The organism is Salipiger sp. 1_MG-2023 (assembly GCF_030547555.1).
Taxonomy (GTDB): domain Bacteria; phylum Pseudomonadota; class Alphaproteobacteria; order Rhodobacterales; family Rhodobacteraceae; genus Salipiger.
On sequence record NZ_JAUOQN010000014.1, the window covers coordinates 1 to 15,522 of the forward strand.

Below are 15,522 nucleotides of genomic sequence, written 5' to 3' on the forward strand. Positions count from 1 at the left end.
AGCATCGCCTGACCCCGCCGAAGTCGCCTCAGACCAACGGCATGGTCGAGCGCTTCAATGGCCGCATCGAAGAAGTGCTGCAAAGCCATCATTTCCGATCAGGCGAAGAATTGGAGACGACGTTGCACCGCTACGTCTGGCTTTACAACCAGCAGCTCCCGCAATCAGCCCTGGGCAGCAAGACGCCCTTGCACGCGATGAAGGACTGGCACAAACTCAAGCCAGAGCTGTTCAAGAAACAGCCATATTACCTGCCGGGATGTGACAGCTAGGTCGCCTGCCAGACAAAAGCCCCATCGTCGCGCAAATGGCGCGATGCGCGCCCCGTCAGCCACAGGTGCTGACAATGCGCCATCGCCTCGACCATGGCCAGACCATAGGCGCCATCGTCGATACTGCGCTTGAACAGCACGGGAAAGCAATCGGTCGCGGTCTTCGGCTCGGACAGGTGGCCGTGCAGACGATCCAGCGCGGAATGATGGTTGTCGATCAGCTGGCGCAGGCGAAACGGCATCCCGGTAAAGGGCAGCTTGTGCCCCGGCAGGGCAAGATGATCGGGCCGGGCAAACAGGTTGAGGCGCTCGCAGCTTTCCAGCCAGTCGGCGATGGGGTCGGCCTCGGGCTCGGTGGCATAGACGCCGATGTTGGAGCTGATGGTCGAGATCACCTGATCGCCGCTGAGCACCAGATGGTCATCGCGCGACCACAGCGTGGCGTGTTCGGGCGCGTGGCCGTTGCCGATGCGAATATCCCATGTGCGCCCGCCGGCCTGAAACACGTCGCCTTCGGAGATGCGGGTGAAGCCCAGCGGCAGCGGCCATGTGCAATCGGCAAAGTTGAACGGCCGCTCCTGCGCGCGCTTGTGCAGGATCGCGGCCGCCATGCCGCAGCGTTGCCAGAAGCTCAGCTGTTCGGGGCCGGGGCGGTCTTGCGCGTCCAGTTGCAGCATCCGTGCCATCAGCCACGCGGTGCGGGTGGTGACCAGCTCGGCGCCGCGCTGCATGAACCATCCGACAAGGCCGACATGATCGGGGTGATGATGGGTCAGCAGCACCCGGTGCACCGGCTTGCCCTGCAACGGCCCGGCCAGCAGCGCCTCCCATGCCGCGCGGGTGCGGCTCGAATTCAGCCCGGTATCGACGATGGTCCAGCCATCGCCATCGTCAAGCGCATAGACATTGACGTGATCGAGCACCATCGGCAGCGGCAGGCGCATCCACAGCACGCCCTCGGCGATTTCGGTGGCAGTGCCGGGCTCTGGCGGGGCATCAAAGGCGTTGCGTATCATGCCGTCTGCCTACGCCCGGTGCGCTCAGGCGGCAAGGTCGTCGGGCGTGATCGCCATCAGCGCGGCATCGCCAGCCCGCACATGCGCCAGCAGGCCGACATGTTCGGGCAGCAGCCGCGTGATGTAGAACGTCGCCAGACGGGCGCGTGCGCCGCCCGGGTCTGCCAGCGCCGCGCGCAGGTGATAATGCCCGCCCAACACCCGCGCAAAGGCCCGCAGATAGGGCACGGCGGTGGCGAAGCGCGCCGTCATCTCCTGCGCGACCAGCCATTCCGTGGTTTCGCGCAACGACGCCGCCGCCTCCCAGATTGCATTGGCAAGCTCGGGCTGGCTGGCCTTGGCCGCCTCGACACCGGCTTCGATCTCGTCGATCAGCCCATATGCCGCATCGCCGCCATCCATCAGCTTGCGCCCGACCATGTCCATCGCCTGAATGCCGTTGGTGCCCTCGTAGATCGCCGTCACCCGCACGTCGCGGTAATATTGCGCCGCGCCGGATTCCTCGACATAGCCCATGCCGCCATGCACCTGAACGCCCATGTCTGCCACGGCGCAGCCGATATCGGTGCCAAATGCTTTGGCGATGGGGGTCAGAAAGGCGGCGCGGGCCTGCCATTCGGGCGCGGGTGCCGCGCGCCCCATGTCGATGGACAGCGCACAATCGAGTTCAATGGCGCGGGCGGCAAAGATCTCGGCCTTCATCGTGGCCAGCATCCGGCGCACATCGGCGTGGCCGATGATGGTGCCCTCGGGGGACTTGCCCTGCTTGCGCTCATTCGCAAAGGCCAGCGCATGCTGATAGGCGCCTTCCGCCGCGCCCACGCCCTGCCCGCCGACGCCCAGCCGGGCGTTGTTCATCATGGTGAACATCGCCTTCATCCCGCCCCCCGGCGCGCCGACGATCCAGCCGGTCGCGCCCTCATAGCTCATCACGCAGGTCGGAGAGCCATGCAGACCCATCTTGTGTTCAAGGCTGACAACCTTGAGGCTGTTGGCCACCCCCGGATTGCCATCGGCATCGGGGATGTATTTGGGCACCATGAACAGGCTGATGCCCCGCGTGCCGGCCGGCGCGCCCGGCAGACGCGCCAGCACCAGATGGCAGACATTGTCGGCGAAATCCGTATCGCCCCATGAAATGTAGATCTTTTGCCCGGTGATGGCATAGGTGCCATCGCCTCTCTCTTCGGCCTTGGACGACAGCGCGCCCACATCGGACCCCGCCTGCGGTTCGGTCAGGTTCATGGTGCCGGTCCACTCGCCCGAAATCAGCTTTGGCAGGTACAGCGCCTTCATCGCATCGTCGGCGTGATGCTCCAGCGCCTCGATCTGCCCTTGGGTCAACAGCGGGTTGAGTTGCAGCGACAGGCAGGCCCCGGCCATCATCTCGTTCACCGCCGTCGCCACGGTCAGCGGCAGGCCCATGCCGCCGTGCTCGGGATCGGCGGTGATCGCCACCCAGCCGCCCTCGGCAATGGCGCGATAGCCCTCGGCAAACCCCGGAGAGGCGCGCACCACGCCGTTTTCCAGCCGCGCCGGGGTCAGATCGCCAGCACGTTGCAGCGGGGCCATCACCTCGTCGCTCAGCTTGGCGGCTTCGGTCAGCACCGCGTGAACCATGTCGGTGCTGGCCTCGGCGAAGCGTTCCGTCTCCTGCACCGCTGAAAAATTCACGATCTTGTCCATCAGAAACGAGAATTCGGTAACGGGGGCACGGTACGGCATCATGGGCTCCAATCGCGGTTGGCAAGGCGGCGGCGCTCGGCTAGTCAGGGCGGCATCCTTCGGGGCCGGAGCCTAGCCATCCTGCCCCTATCAGCAACAAGAACGCGGCGTCATACCCCATGACCGATACTCTTCGCCTTGACGCATCGCCCGACGGGCTTGCCACCGCTGCCACGCTGCTGCGCAACGGCAAGCTTGTCGCCTTCCCGACCGAGACCGTTTACGGCCTTGGCGGCAACGCGCTGGATGATCGCGCGGTGGCGGGGATCTTTGCCGCAAAGGGCCGGCCCAGCTTCAACCCGCTGATCGTGCATTTCGCCTCGCTGGAGGCGGTGCGCGAATATGTCGAATGGCCGGACATGGCGCAGCGCGTGGCCGATGCGCTGTGGCCGGGGCCGCTGACGCTGGTGCTGCCGCTGCGCGCGGGCGCCAAGCTGTCAAAGCTGGTGACGGCGGGGCTGGACACTCTGGCGGTACGCATGCCCGCCAACCCGGTGGCGCGCACCCTACTGGAACTGGCAGAGGTGCCGGTGGCAGCCCCGTCGGCGAACCGCTCGGGCCGGATCAGCCCGACGCGGGCGGCGCATGTTCTGGAAACGCTGGACGGGCGCATCGACGCGGTGCTGGATGGCGGGGCCTGCGACGTCGGGCTGGAATCGACCATCCTCGGGCTTGCGCCAAGACCGCGCCTGCTGCGCCCCGGTCGCATCACCGCCGAAGCCCTGACCGAGCTGCTTGGCCGCCCGGTGGTGGAACGCAAGGACACAGACCAGATCTCGGCTCCCGGCCAGATGAGCTCGCATTACGCGCCAAACGCTCACGTACGGCTGAATGCGATGGATTGGCAGCCGGGCGAGGCGCGGCTGGCCTTTGGCCCGGCGGAAAGCTGCGATCTCAACCTCTCGCCCGGCGGCGACCTGATCGAGGCGGCGGCGAACCTGTTCGAATATCTCTACCGGCTGGACGCCACCGGCGCGAGCCGCATCGCGGTGATGCCGGTGCCCCATGTCGGCCTTGGCGTGGCGATCAACGACCGGCTGAGCCGCGCCGCCGCCCCAAGGGACTAGGCGCCGCCTTCGGCGAGCAGCGGGATCAGGCCGTGCCGCCCCCGGCGGACAATACTCAAGCCGTGCCGCCCTCTGCGGACATTATTCAGGCCGTGCCGCCCTCGGCGGACAACAGATGCGCCGGGATACCCATAGAGTTCAGCGCCGCCTCCCATTTTGACGGATCGGCGGTGCCAAAAACCAGTTCGGGCGAGGCATCGCAGACCAGCCAGGCGTTCTGCGCCAGTTCCGATTCCAACTGCCCCGGCCCCCAGCCCGCATAGCCCAGCATCGCCATCCAGTGGCGTGGCCCGTCCTCTTTGGCGATACCTTCCAGCACGTCGAGCGTGCCGGTCATGTAAAACGAATCATCGACTTCCAGCGTGGTCAGCCCCGACTTGTAATCGGGCGAATGCAGAACAAAGCCGCGGCCCATCTCGACCGGGCCGCCAAAATGCACCTGCCGTAACTCAAGACCCGGCGCGGGCTCCATCGACAGCTGTTCAAGCAGCGCCGCCATGGTCACGTCTTCGGATGGCTTGTTGACGATCAGCCCCATCGCGCCCTCGTCGGAATGGGCGCATACGTAGATCACCGCGTGGTCGAAACGCGAATCTCCCATGGCTGGCATGGCGATAAGCATTTTGCCCGTCAGGTCCGATGCGTCCGAAGTGATGTCCATGGGGTCCTTTCCGTAGGCCTTGGCTGCCCCTTCAACATGGCGTTGCAGGGGCAGGCTGGCAAGGGACGAGGCGCAACACTTCGCATCGCCTCACCCGCGCTCGCCGCGATGTGACTTGCACGGAGCATTCGCCGCGCCGCATGTGTGGCGCATGAGATTTACCCGGACCCTTGCTGCCTGCCTCGTGCTGGCCTCGCCCCTCGCCGCCGAAGAGCCGATCACCGCAGAGCTGCGGCCGGGCTGGCGTCTTCCCAATGGTGACCATGTCGCGGCGCTGCACCTGACGCTTGCGCCGGGCTGGCACACCTATTGGCGCGCCCCCGGCGATGCGGGCATTCCGCCGCTGTTCGACTGGGCCGGGTCCGAGAATGTCGGAGACCTTGGCGTGATCTGGCCAACGCCGCGTGTGTTCTGGCAATCGGGGATGCGCTCGATCGGCTACGAGGAAGAGCTGGTGCTGCCGATCCGCATCCGACCGCGCAGCGATGGCGACATCCGGCTGACCACCGAAATGCAACTGGGCCTGTGCAAAGATATCTGCCTGCCGCACACGCTGCATATTTCGGCGGTGCTGCCACCGCAAACCAAGCCCGACCCGATGATCGCCTCGGCGATGGCCTCGGTGCCCTTTACCAAGGGCGAGGCGCAAGTGGGCAAGGTGCACTGCGCCATCCGCCCGGACAGCGGCGGCCTGACCCTGCGTACCGAAATCGAGATGCCCACCTCCGGCGGCGCCGAAAACGCGGTCATCGAGCCGGGCCTGCCCGAGGTCTGGGCGTCAGAGCCCGCCACCAGCCGCGTTGGCAACACGCTGGTGACGGAAACCCGGCTGCGGCACATGGAGGGCAAGCCCATCATGCTGGATCGCTCGCGGGTGCGGATCACCGTTCTGGGCAAAGATCACGCCGTCGATATTCAGGGCTGCGACAGCTAGGTTCGCGGCTTGCGCGGTATCGCAAAGCTGCCCAGCCAAAGCACCGCCACCAGCGCTGCCACCCCCGCGACAAAGCTCAGGAAGGCGCCCGCCATCGGCGCGGCCCCCGACAGCATCGGCAGCACCACCCCCGGCGCGCCGATGGCCACCGCGCCCATGGTCGCGCCCAGCCATACCAGCACCACGCCGAACACCGCCGTGATGCCCCAGCGCAGGCCCGCGCGGCGAAAGCGCAGCCCGTGGCGGAACGCGCCGACCCGCAGCGATATGTCGTGTTGCACCGCGATCAGCGCGGGCACCACCATCAGCACCAGCAGCATCCCGAAGCCAAGCCCATAGCACAGGGTGATCACCGTCGGCTTGAGGAACTGCGCATCGCTTGAACGTTCATAGAGCAGCGGCGCAAGCCCCATCACCGTGGTCGCGGTGGTCAGAAACACCGGCCTCAGCCGGTCTGCCGCACCATCGACGATGGCCTGAAAGATGCCGCGATCCGGGGCATATTCGTCGATCTGCGTCACCAGCACGATGGAATCGTTGATGATGATCCCGGTCATGCCCAGCAGGCCCACCACGGTGAACATGCTCAGCGGCACGCCCCATTGGTAATGCCCGTAAACCGCCCCAACCAGTCCGAAGGGGATCACCGACATCACCACCAGCGGCCGCGTCCAGCTGGCAAAGACCCAAGCCAGCGTCAGGTAGATGCCCAGCAGCACAAGGATCAGCCCGGTGCGCGCATCGCCAAGGAATTCCGCCTCTTGTTCCGAAAGACCCGACAGGCGGTATTCCACCTGCCGTTCGGAGGCCATGGTCGGCAGGATCTGCTGTCGCAGCGCCTGCATGATGTCGGCGGCGCGCTGCGGATCGTCTTCGGAAATATCGCCGGTCACGGAAATCAGCCGGATGCCGTTTTCGCGCCGGATGGTGCTGAACCCGGTCTGGCGCGATACGCTGACGATATCGGCCAGCGGCACATAGGCCCCGTCCGGCGTGCGCATCTGCATCCGGTCAAGGAAATCCGCCGTCTGCTCGCTGTCGGGCAGTTCGACCCGCACCTCGGCCGAGCGTGGCCCATCGGGGAAGGTTGCGGCCTCGATCCCGGCAAGGCGCTGGCGCAGCACCGTGCCGAGATCGTCGATGGTAAAGCCCAGCGCGTCGCCTTGCGGGGTCAGTTGCAAGATCAGCTCTTCCTTGTCGTAAGACAGGTTGTCCTCGACAGCTGACACTTCGGGAAACGGCAAAAGCGCGGTTTTCAGATCCTCGGCGGCGGCTTTCAGCGTTTCAGAATCGGCGCCGTAGAACTGCACGTCCAGCGCATCGCCGCCGGGACCAGAGCGCCAGCCGCGAAAGCTGATGGTCTCGACCATGGGATGCGCCGACATGCGCTGTTGCAGATCCTCGACCAGCGCAAAGCTGGAATAGGGGCGGTCGTCGGCATCGATGATCTCGATCGAGATGGCGCCAAGCTGGTCGTCATCCTTGCTGTCGGCCCCGGCCAGCCCCGGCCCGGCAGTGCCGCCGATCTCGGCCAGAACATAGGTGATGGGATTAAGACCGTACCGGTCCTCGTATTCGCGCCCAACCTCGTCGACGCTTTGTTGCAGAAGCTGAAGCTGCGCCAGCGTGTCGCTGCGCGTGGCGCTGGACACCATGGCAAAATTGCCGGTGATCGACGATTGCTCTGGCCCGTTGAAGAAGCGCCATTGCACATCGCCCCGGATGAACAGCGCCGCCTGCGACGCCAGCGCCAGCAGCGCCCCCGCCAGCACCACGTAGCGCGCCCGTACCACGCCCCACATGAAGGGCCGGAACAGCGTCTCTCGCAGCCAGCGGAAGCCCCGGTTCACCTGCCGCGACGGCCAGTCGTACCAATGCTGGCGCTGCGCGGCGCGGATGGCATGGGACATGTGATGCGGCAGGATCAGGAAGCATTCCACCAGACTGGCCAGCAGCACCACGATCACCGTGAAGGGAATGTCCTTGATCAGATCGCCAAAGCGCCCGCCGATGACGACAAGCCCGAAAAAGGCGATCACCGTGGTCAGCGTCGACGAGATCACCGGCAGCGCCATGCGCCGCGCGGCGGTTTCCGATGCCTCGATCGGGCCCAGCCCGTGACGCGACATGTGATCGGCGTGCTCTCCCACCACAATGGCGTCATCGACCACGATGCCCAGCGTCAGGATCAGCGCAAACAGCGAGATCATGTTGATCGTCAGCCCCGAGGCATACATCAGCGCCAGCGCCGCCAGCATCGCGGTCGGAATGCCCATCGCCACCCAGATCGCGGTGCGGGCGTTAAGGAACAGGAACAGCAGCACCACCACCAGCAGCAGCCCCATCGCGCCATTGTCGAGCAGCAGATCAAGCCGCCCGGTGATCTGCTCGGCCCGGGTGCGGATCAGCTCGATGGTGGTGCCTTCGGGCAATTGCGCCTGAAAGTCGCGGGCAACCTCTTCGACGCTGCGCTGGATCTTGATCGCATCGCCCTCTGCCGAGCGGTCGACCCGGATCGAGATCGCCGGGTTGCCGCCGACGAAATAGCTGCGCTCGCGGTCGATGCCCTCGGTGCGCACATGGGCGACATCGCCAACGGTCAGGTTGGTGCCATCGGGTTGCGAGCGCAGCACGATGGCGGCGATGTCGCGGGCGGTGCGGGTTTCGACCCCGGCGCGCACGCGGGCATTGGCGCCGGTCACGTCGCCGGCGGGCGTGGCATCGACCTCGCCGGCGATGGCGGTGGCGATCTCGTCCATGCTGACGTCGTAGCCGACAAGGTTCACCGTCGGCACCTCGGCGACGATGCGCGGTGCGGCAAGGCCCCGCGTGGTGGTGCGCGTCACGCCCTCGGCGAACAGGCGCAGCACGAATTCATCGGCAAACCGCGCCAGCTGGTCGGTCGCCACCGGCCCCGAGATCACCACATCGGTCACCCGGTCGGCCCAGCCGCCGGTGCGGATGGTCGGATCGTCGGCATCCTCGGGCAGGGTGGTGATGGCATCGACCGCGGTTTCGACATCGTCGACGGCCTTCATCATGTCATAGCCCGGTTCGAATTCCAGCTCGATGCGGGCGCTGCCCTCGGTCGAGCGGCTTTCGGAATTCACCACCCCCTCGACCGCCAGCAGCGTCGGTTCCAGCACCTGCACGATGCCGGTGTCGACATCATTCGCCCCGGCCCCGTCCCATGACACCGAGACGGTGACGTCATCGTCGATCACATCAGGGAAATACTGCGCCCGCATGTTGGGCACCGCCAGCAGCCCAGCGGCGACAAGGATCACCAGCAGCAGGTTCGCCACCGTCGGGTGCCGGGTGAAATACGACAGGATGCCAGAGGCCTGTCCCGAGATCCGCGGAGAAACCTGTCGCATCGTCAGCTTCCCATCCGCTCTTCAAGCCGGGCCACCACCGAGGCAGGCACCTTGTCCTGCGCCAGCTGCCCAAGGATGCGCTGGCGCGCTTCGGCGGGCATCCGGGTACTGGCCTCGACAAAGGCGACAAGTCGGGCGCGGCGCTCGGCGTCCAGCTCCAGCATCGCTTCGGGTTCGGCTTCGGCATTGAGCGGGCGCACCTTGATGCCCGCGCCCAGCAGCGGGGTGCGCTGCGCCACGACGCTGCGGCCCTCGATGGCCGCGCCGCGCACCAGCACCTCGTCGCCCTGCCGGCGCAGCAACGTCACCGGCAGCGCCTCGAGCCGATCCCCGGCGCCGATCACCAGCACCTCGCCCGCCGCATCCAGCGCGGTGGCTGGCAGGCGCGCCACCCGGCGCAGCGGCGGCTCGCTCACCCGCACGGTTACGAAATCACCGGGCTTGAAGCCCGCCGCCCGGTCCAGCGTCGCGTAAAGTTGCCGCCCGGTCTGCCCCTCGCCCACCGCCGCGCCTTCGCGGGTGAGATGACCGGTGGTTTCTAGCTGCCCGTCCTGCAGATCCTGCACCACGCGCACCGGCGCATCGCCCAAGCTCCCCGTCTCGCCCAGAAGCCGCGCATATTGCTGCACCGAGACCCGAAACGCCACTTCAAGCGCATCAGGATCGACCAGCATGGCCAGCATCTCATTCGCCGAGACCCGGCGCCCCGCGACCACGCTCACATCCGACAGCTGGGCGTCGAAGGGCGCCCAGATCCGGGTTTCGTCAAGGCGGCGCCGGGCCTCGTCGCGGGCGATACCGGCGCGGGCCAGCGCGGTTTGCGCCTGATCGACGCGCGCCTCGGCGCTGGCCAGAGACTGGCGCGCCGTGGTCACCGACTGGCGCGCGCTCGACGCGGCAAGCTCTGCCTCTTCGACCTGCGCGGCGGTGCCGACGCTGCGCTGTTCCAGATCCTGTTGCCGCTCGAACGCCTGTTGGCGCAGCCGCGCCTGTTCCTCGGTTCCGGCCAGCGCCTCGGCGGCCAGTTCCACGGCGCGGCGTGCCTCGTGCAGTTCGGCCTCGGCGTCGGCCAGATCGCTGTCTGCGCTGTCAAGCGCCGCCTGCATGTCGGCAGGGTCGATCCGGGCCAGCAGCGCGCCCGCCGCCACCCGCCCGCCATCGACGAATTGCGGTGCGAAATCGGTCAGCACGCCATCGACGGCGGTGCGCAACTCCAGCGTGCGGCGGCTTTGCACCTCGCCAAAGGCGGTCAGCACCGGGGTTGCGGTTTCGAACTGTACCGGCACCACGTTCACCGCGAACACCCGTTCGCGCGATTGCGGCATGCGCGGCGTGTCGTTCAGCCGCGATTGCACCGCCCCCTGCACCAGCGCCCCCGCCCAGACCAGCAGGCCAAGCGTCAGGGAAACAAGGAACAAACCGATAAGGCTCTGGCGAAGAAATCGCATGGGGCGTCGTCCTGCGGCAAGGGGCGGCGTGTCTATTCACGAAAGTCTATCTGTTCAGGATGCAACGTGCATCCTGACTGATACGCACGATTGCGTCACTTCCGCCGCTTGTGCTCGTCCAGACGTGGAAAAATTTCGACAAAATTGCAGGGACGGTGCCGGTAATCGAGCTGAAGGCTCAGAATTTCGTCCCATGCATCCTTGCAGGCGCCGGTGCTGCCGGGCAGCGCAAACAGATAGGTGCCCCCGGCAACGCCGCCGGTGGCGCGGCTTTGCACCGCGCTGGTGCCGATCTTTTGCATCGACACGATGGTGAAAACCGTGCCGAAAGCGTCGATTTCCTTTTCATAGACATCCCGATGCGCCTCGACGGTGACATCGCGTCCGGTCAGGCCGGTGCCCCCGGTCGACAGGATCACGTCGATCTGCGGGTCTGCCACCCAGGCGCGCAGCCGGTCCGCGATAAGGGCGCGGTCGTCGGTACAGATGTCACGGGCGGCAAGGATATGCCCGGCGTCGGTCAGCCGCTGCACCAGCGTATCGCCAGAGCGATCCTCGGCCAGCGAGCGCGTGTCGCTGACCGTCAGAACGGCGATGCGGACCGCGATGAAATCCCTAGAGTCGTCGATGCGCGACATGATATTACCTGCATGGTTCGAGAACGGGCAGTCGCGGCGCGGCAAAGATCTTGCCAAAGCGCGCGATGGACTGATCCTCGGCGATATGGGCGGCAAAGGCCAGTTCCGGCTCGCCCGGAACGCAGAGCAACGACAAGCGATCGCGCCGGCGGGCCAGTTCGCCCAGCATCGCCTCGGTTGCGGCGGTCTCGCTCATCTGTGGCACGGTGTTGAGCGCAAAGAACTGCACGCCCCGGATCAGCTGGCTGGCGACGCGGTCGCGCTGCTCGGGCGAGAACATGTCCGGGCAGGCGGTCACCGCCGCTCCGGCGACGAACAGCCGGTCGATGGCGCAGCCCGCAGGCCCCCAGCCCGACTGATCCTCGGCGTGGAAGCGCTTGCCGCGCCGCTCAAGGATCACCGGCCCCGGCAATTCCTGATGCAGCACCCCCGGTTCGGCCACCATGATATCATCGGCATGGTCGCGAAATACCTGCCCGTAATCGATGGCAAAGCTTTCCGCCGCAAGCAGCACCAGCGCCAGAAGCGCGCTCATTTCAGTGCCCTCAGCCGAGCGGACAGCGCCAGCATGTCGGCCCATGCCTCGCGCTTGGCCTGCGGCTGGCGCAGCAGGTAGGCGGGGTGAAAGGTCGGGATCGCGGGGCGGCCCTCGGCCTCAGCCCAATGGCCCCGCAGACGGGTGATGCCGGTCTTGCCCAGCAGCGCGTTGCACGAGATATTGCCCACGATCAGCAGAAGATCGGGATCGGCGAGCGCAATGTGACGCGCCAGAAACGGCTTTATCATGGCGATTTCTGCGGGGCGCGGATCGCGGTTCTGCGGTGGCCGCCACGGCAGCACATTGGTGATATAGACATTTTCGCTGCGCGACAGCCCGATCGCCGCAAGCATCTTGTCCAGCAATTGCCCCGCGCGCCCGACAAAGGGCTTGCCCTGCCGGTCCTCGTCGCGCCCCGGCGCTTCGCCGACGATCATCACCTTTGCGCCCGGCACCCCGTCGCAGAACACCAGATTGCGGGCGCCATGGCGCAGATCGCACAGATCGAACGCCGCCATCGCCTCGCGCAGCTGCTCGAGCGTGGCGGCCCCGGCGGCGGCGCGCTCGGCTTCCTGCACCGGGTCCTGCTCGACGGCGGTCACGGCCTGTCCGGCCACCGGCGCGGCAGCCACGGGCGCGGCCTTGGCTTCGCGCGCCTCGATCTCGGCAGCAAAGCGGTCGACGGGCGCATCGGCGATGCATTCATCGGCGCCCAGCTCTAGCTGCCATTCCAGCGCCGCCCGCGCCGCGTGCCAATCCATGTCTGATGCCGAATCCATGCGCCCATCCTATCCGCCTGCCGCGCCGCCGGAAATGGCCAAGATCGCTTGTGCCTTGCCAAGTTCATTCAAATGCGGCCAGTCTCGGCCGACCCTTGTCGCGCCGCCGCCGTCTTTCTATAACCGCTGCAAGACCGACAGGAGCCCCCACATGCGTTTCGACCAGCGTCACCTTCTGGGCATCGAGCCCCTGCGCCCCGACGAGATCACCACCATCCTCGATCTTGCCGAGCAATACGTGACGCTGTCACGCCGCCGCGAAAAGCATTCGAGCGCGCTGGCGGGCCTGACCCAGATCAACATGTTCTTTGAAAATTCCACCCGCACGCAGGCCAGCTTCGAGATCGCGGGCAAGCGGCTGGGTGCGGATGTGATGAACATGTCGATGCAGGCCAGTTCCATCAAGAAAGGCGAGACGCTGATCGACACGGCGCTGACGCTGAACGCCATGCACCCCGATCTGCTGGTGGTGCGCCACCCGCATTCCGGCGCGGTCGACCTGCTGGCGCAAAAGGTCAACTGCGCCGTGCTGAATGCCGGTGACGGGCGGCACGAACACCCCACGCAGGCGCTTTTGGATGCGCTGACCATCCGCCGCGCCAAGGGGCGTCTGCACCGGCTCAACATCGCGATCTGCGGCGATATCGCCCATTCGCGCGTGGCCCGCAGCAACATCCTGCTGCTGCACAAGATGGAAAACCGCATCCGCCTAGTCGGCCCCACCACGCTGGTGCCGCCGGTGCTGAGCGAATTCGGCGTGGAGATCTACGAGGACATGCGCGAAGGCCTTGCCGACGCCGACGTGGTGATGATGCTGCGCCTGCAAAAGGAGCGCATGGATGGCGGCTTCATCCCGTCCGAGCGCGAGTATTATCACCGCTTCGGCCTCGACGCCGAAAAACTGAGCGTCGCCAAGCCCGACGCCATCGTCATGCACCCCGGCCCGATGAACCGCGGGGTCGAGATCGACGGAACGCTGGCCGACGACATCAACCGCTCGGTCATTCAGGAACAGGTGGAAATGGGCGTCGCGGTGCGTATGGCCTGCATGGATCTGCTCGCCCGCAACCTGCGCGCCCGTCCGACGGAGCTGTCGGCATGACCAAGATGCAGGTGAACGGCTCGGAAACAGGGGTTGTCCGGCTGTTTCACCTCGACCTGCCGCCGCAGGCGGTGGAACGCTTCACCACGCAGGCAGGCACCGGGGAATACCCGCTGAAATACGGGCTTGGCGCGGCGCAGCTGCGCCCGGCCTTTGTCGATGTGGTCGATGTCGATGATCTTGGCGACATGGCCCTGTCGGAATATCTGCGCAGCGCCTACGCCATCCCCGAGGCGGAACTTGACGACATGAAGCCGCGCATCGATGCGCTCCGGGGCCATGTCGTGGTGCTGCCGAGTCAGGCGTTCGATCATGCCAGCCAAGAGCTGACCATCGCGGCGCCGCTGCGCTGGGTCGCCACCTTTGCCGAGGCCGCCCCGCGTCCGCGCGGCCCCGCCCTGCGCAGCAAGGCGGCATGGCACAGCGCCGATCCGGCAAGCGACGACGCCCGTCCCGGCAGCCGCCGGGCCATGTATATCACGCTGATCGCCATCGCCCTGCTGGTGGTGCTGATCGCGGGCACGCTGGCGCAGATCTCATGATCCGCCTTTTGCCCAGCCGCGCTGCCGTCCGGATAGCCCGAGGCAGCGGCGCATGACCCTTTTCCTTCCCTCCTTGCTCGCATACTCACGGATCAAGCCAAAACGCCGCCCCGTGCCAGACCCGACGATGGACACCGCCCCATGACCGCCACGCTTATCACCAACGCGCGCCTCGTCGATCCCGAGGCGGGCAGCATCCGCCCCGGCGCCGTCCTGCTCAAGGATGGCCTTATCGCCGAGCTGTTCGAGACTCCCTTCCCCGAAGCCATCGACGCCACCCGCATCGATGCGGATGAGGCGTTTCTTGCCCCCGGCATCATCGACATCGGCGTCAAGGTCGGCGAGCCGGGCGAGCGCCACAAGGAAAGCTACAAGTCCGCCGGGCTGGCCGCCGCCGCCGGAGGCGTGACCACCATGGTCACCCGCCCCGACACCGCCCAGCCCATCGACACCCCCGAGGTGCTGGAATTCATCAAGGATCGCGCCAAGGACGACGCGCTGGTCAACGTGCTGCCGATGGCCGCGCTGACCAAGGGCCGTCTGGGCCGCGAAATGACCGAAATCGGCTTTCTGCTGGATGCCGGGGCCGTCGCCTTTACCGATTGCGACCATGTCTGCACCGATACCAAGGTGCTCAGCCGCGCCATGAGCTATGCCCGCAGCCTTGGCGCGCTGGTGCTCTGCCACCCGCAAGAACCGGGCCTGTCGCAAGGCGCCGCGGCCACCAGCGGCAAGTTCGCCACCCTGCGCGGCCTGCCCACCGTGTCGCCGATGGCCGAACGCATGGGCCTTGATCGTGATCTCGCGCTCGTCGAGATGACCGGCGTGCGCTATCACGCCGACCAGATCACCACCGCGCGCGCCCTGCCCCCGCTGGAACGTGCCCGCGCCAACGGGCTGGATGTCACGGCGGGCACCTCGATGCATCACCTGACGCTCAACGACATGGACGTGGCCGACTACCGCACCTTCTTCAAGGTCAAGCCGCCGCTGCGCTGCGAAGACGACCGGCAGGCCACGGTCGAGGCGCTGCGCAGCGGCCTCATCGACATCATCGGCAGCTTTCACACCCCGCAAGACGAGGAATCCAAGCGCCTGCCCTTTGAAGAAGCCGCCAGCGGCGCGGTGGGGCTTGAGACGATGCTGCCGGTGCTGCTGCGGCTGTACCATTCGGGCGAGCTTGACCTGCCGACCCTGTTCCGCGCGCTGTCGCTGAACCCGGCAAAGCGACTGGGGCTGGACTCGGGGCGCATGGCAAGGGGCGCGCCCGCGGATCTGGTGCTGTTCGACCCTGACAAGCCTTTTGTGCTGGATCGCTTCAAGCTTCAGTCGAAATCAAAGAATACCCCTTTCGACAGTGCCCGACTTCAGGGCAAGGTGCTGGCGACCTTCGTCGCCGGCAAACCCGTCTACCGGAGCTGAC

Annotated in this window: 14 protein-coding genes; 6 read left to right on the top strand and 8 right to left on the bottom strand. The window is 66.5% G+C overall.

The genetic code is table 11. The annotated features are described in order from the left end of the window. On the top strand, positions 1-272 hold a 272-nt coding region (locus Q4543_RS08865), incomplete at its 5' end, for an integrase core domain-containing protein (RefSeq protein ID WP_303437508.1). Here the strand turns inward: Q4543_RS08865 and Q4543_RS08870 are convergent. Together Q4543_RS08870 and Q4543_RS08875 are read right to left on the bottom strand one after the other, a co-directional pair. Then, positions 269-1,288, bottom strand: a complete 1,020-nt coding sequence (locus Q4543_RS08870) for an MBL fold metallo-hydrolase (protein ID WP_303437510.1) — start codon at positions 1,286-1,288, stop codon at positions 269-271. The two genes, Q4543_RS08865 and Q4543_RS08870, sit on opposite strands and share 4 nt — an antisense overlap. 24 nt (positions 1,289-1,312) lie before the next feature. Further along, positions 1,313-3,013, bottom strand: a complete 1,701-nt coding sequence (locus Q4543_RS08875; RefSeq protein WP_303437512.1) for an acyl-CoA dehydrogenase — start codon at positions 3,011-3,013, stop codon at positions 1,313-1,315. A gap of 119 nt (positions 3,014-3,132) precedes the next feature. On the opposite strand from Q4543_RS08875, the gene Q4543_RS08880 reads away from it, so the two are divergent. Next, on the top strand, positions 3,133-4,080 hold the full coding sequence (locus Q4543_RS08880) for an L-threonylcarbamoyladenylate synthase (protein WP_303437513.1): 948 nt from the start codon (positions 3,133-3,135) through the stop codon (positions 4,078-4,080). 85 nt (positions 4,081-4,165) lie between these two features. Here Q4543_RS08880 and Q4543_RS08885 read toward each other — a convergent pair whose 3' ends face one another. Then, positions 4,166-4,741, bottom strand: coding sequence for a YqgE/AlgH family protein (locus tag Q4543_RS08885; protein ID WP_216001981.1), 576 nt, complete (start codon positions 4,739-4,741; stop codon positions 4,166-4,168). Positions 4,742-4,892: 151 nt separating this feature from the next. On the opposite strand from Q4543_RS08885, the gene Q4543_RS08890 reads away from it, so the two are divergent. After that, the gene (locus Q4543_RS08890) at positions 4,893-5,675 is read left to right on the top strand and encodes a protein-disulfide reductase DsbD domain-containing protein (protein WP_303437514.1); all 783 of its coding nucleotides are present in this window, start codon (positions 4,893-4,895) and stop codon (positions 5,673-5,675) included. Here Q4543_RS08890 and Q4543_RS08895 read toward each other — a convergent pair. From Q4543_RS08895 to Q4543_RS08915, 5 genes are all read right to left on the bottom strand, one after another. After that, on the bottom strand, positions 5,672-9,052 hold the full coding sequence (locus tag Q4543_RS08895) for an efflux RND transporter permease subunit (RefSeq protein ID WP_303437515.1): 3,381 nt from the start codon (positions 9,050-9,052) through the stop codon (positions 5,672-5,674). The two genes, Q4543_RS08890 and Q4543_RS08895, sit on opposite strands and share 4 nt — an antisense overlap. A gap of 2 nt (positions 9,053-9,054) precedes the next feature. Continuing rightward, complete coding sequence (locus Q4543_RS08900) at positions 9,055-10,500, bottom strand: efflux RND transporter periplasmic adaptor subunit (protein ID WP_303437516.1); 1,446 nt, start codon at positions 10,498-10,500, stop codon at positions 9,055-9,057. 95 nt (positions 10,501-10,595) lie between these two features. Further along, positions 10,596-11,138 (bottom strand): molybdenum cofactor biosynthesis protein B, encoded by a 543-nt coding sequence (gene moaB / locus Q4543_RS08905; protein ID WP_303437517.1) that lies wholly within the window; start codon positions 11,136-11,138, stop codon positions 10,596-10,598. Between the two features lie 4 nt (positions 11,139-11,142). Beyond that, on the bottom strand, positions 11,143-11,673 hold the full coding sequence (locus Q4543_RS08910) for a hypothetical protein (protein WP_303437518.1): 531 nt from the start codon (positions 11,671-11,673) through the stop codon (positions 11,143-11,145). Further along, a complete protein-coding gene (locus Q4543_RS08915) occupies positions 11,670-12,455 on the bottom strand; it encodes a uracil-DNA glycosylase family protein (protein WP_303437519.1) in 786 nt (261 codons plus the stop codon). The genes Q4543_RS08910 and Q4543_RS08915 overlap by 4 nt, the downstream gene beginning before the upstream one ends. 151 nt (positions 12,456-12,606) lie before the next feature. Between Q4543_RS08915 and Q4543_RS08920 the strand changes: the two genes are divergently transcribed. From Q4543_RS08920 to pyrC, 3 genes are all read left to right on the top strand, one after another. Continuing rightward, positions 12,607-13,557, top strand: a complete 951-nt coding sequence (locus Q4543_RS08920) for an aspartate carbamoyltransferase catalytic subunit (RefSeq protein ID WP_303437520.1) — start codon at positions 12,607-12,609, stop codon at positions 13,555-13,557. Then, positions 13,554-14,099 carry an aspartate carbamoyltransferase catalytic subunit gene (locus tag Q4543_RS08925; RefSeq protein ID WP_303437522.1) on the top strand — a complete coding sequence of 182 codons (546 nt, stop codon included), beginning with the start codon at positions 13,554-13,556 and terminating at the stop codon, positions 14,097-14,099. The genes Q4543_RS08920 and Q4543_RS08925 overlap by 4 nt, the downstream gene beginning before the upstream one ends. Before the next feature lie 141 nt (positions 14,100-14,240). Further along, positions 14,241-15,521: a dihydroorotase gene (gene pyrC / locus Q4543_RS08930; protein WP_303437524.1), complete on the top strand. Its 1,281-nt coding sequence runs from the start codon at positions 14,241-14,243 to the stop codon at positions 15,519-15,521. Position 15,522: the final 1 nt, after the last annotated feature.

Excerpts from the sequence above, each read along its gene's own strand:
- Q4543_RS08870 (WP_303437510.1), bottom strand. The coding sequence starts at position 1,288 with ATGATACGCAACGCCTTTGATGCCCCGCCAGAGCCCGGCACTGCCACC.
- Q4543_RS08875 (WP_303437512.1), bottom strand. The coding sequence starts at position 3,013 with ATGCCGTACCGTGCCCCCGTTACCGAATTCTCGTTTCTGATGGACAAG.
- Q4543_RS08880 (WP_303437513.1), top strand. The coding sequence starts at position 3,133 with ATGACCGATACTCTTCGCCTTGACGCATCGCCCGACGGGCTTGCCACC.
- Q4543_RS08885 (WP_216001981.1), bottom strand. The coding sequence starts at position 4,741 with ATGGACATCACTTCGGACGCATCGGACCTGACGGGCAAAATGCTTATC.
- Q4543_RS08890 (WP_303437514.1), top strand. The coding sequence starts at position 4,893 with ATGAGATTTACCCGGACCCTTGCTGCCTGCCTCGTGCTGGCCTCGCCC.
- Q4543_RS08895 (WP_303437515.1), bottom strand. The coding sequence starts at position 9,052 with ATGCGACAGGTTTCTCCGCGGATCTCGGGACAGGCCTCTGGCATCCTG.
- Q4543_RS08900 (WP_303437516.1), bottom strand. The coding sequence starts at position 10,500 with ATGCGATTTCTTCGCCAGAGCCTTATCGGTTTGTTCCTTGTTTCCCTG.
- moaB (WP_303437517.1), bottom strand. The coding sequence starts at position 11,138 with ATGTCGCGCATCGACGACTCTAGGGATTTCATCGCGGTCCGCATCGCC.
- Q4543_RS08910 (WP_303437518.1), bottom strand. The coding sequence starts at position 11,673 with ATGAGCGCGCTTCTGGCGCTGGTGCTGCTTGCGGCGGAAAGCTTTGCC.
- Q4543_RS08915 (WP_303437519.1), bottom strand. The coding sequence starts at position 12,455 with ATGGATTCGGCATCAGACATGGATTGGCACGCGGCGCGGGCGGCGCTG.
- Q4543_RS08920 (WP_303437520.1), top strand. The coding sequence starts at position 12,607 with ATGCGTTTCGACCAGCGTCACCTTCTGGGCATCGAGCCCCTGCGCCCC.
- Q4543_RS08925 (WP_303437522.1), top strand. The coding sequence starts at position 13,554 with ATGACCAAGATGCAGGTGAACGGCTCGGAAACAGGGGTTGTCCGGCTG.
- pyrC (WP_303437524.1), top strand. The coding sequence starts at position 14,241 with ATGACCGCCACGCTTATCACCAACGCGCGCCTCGTCGATCCCGAGGCG.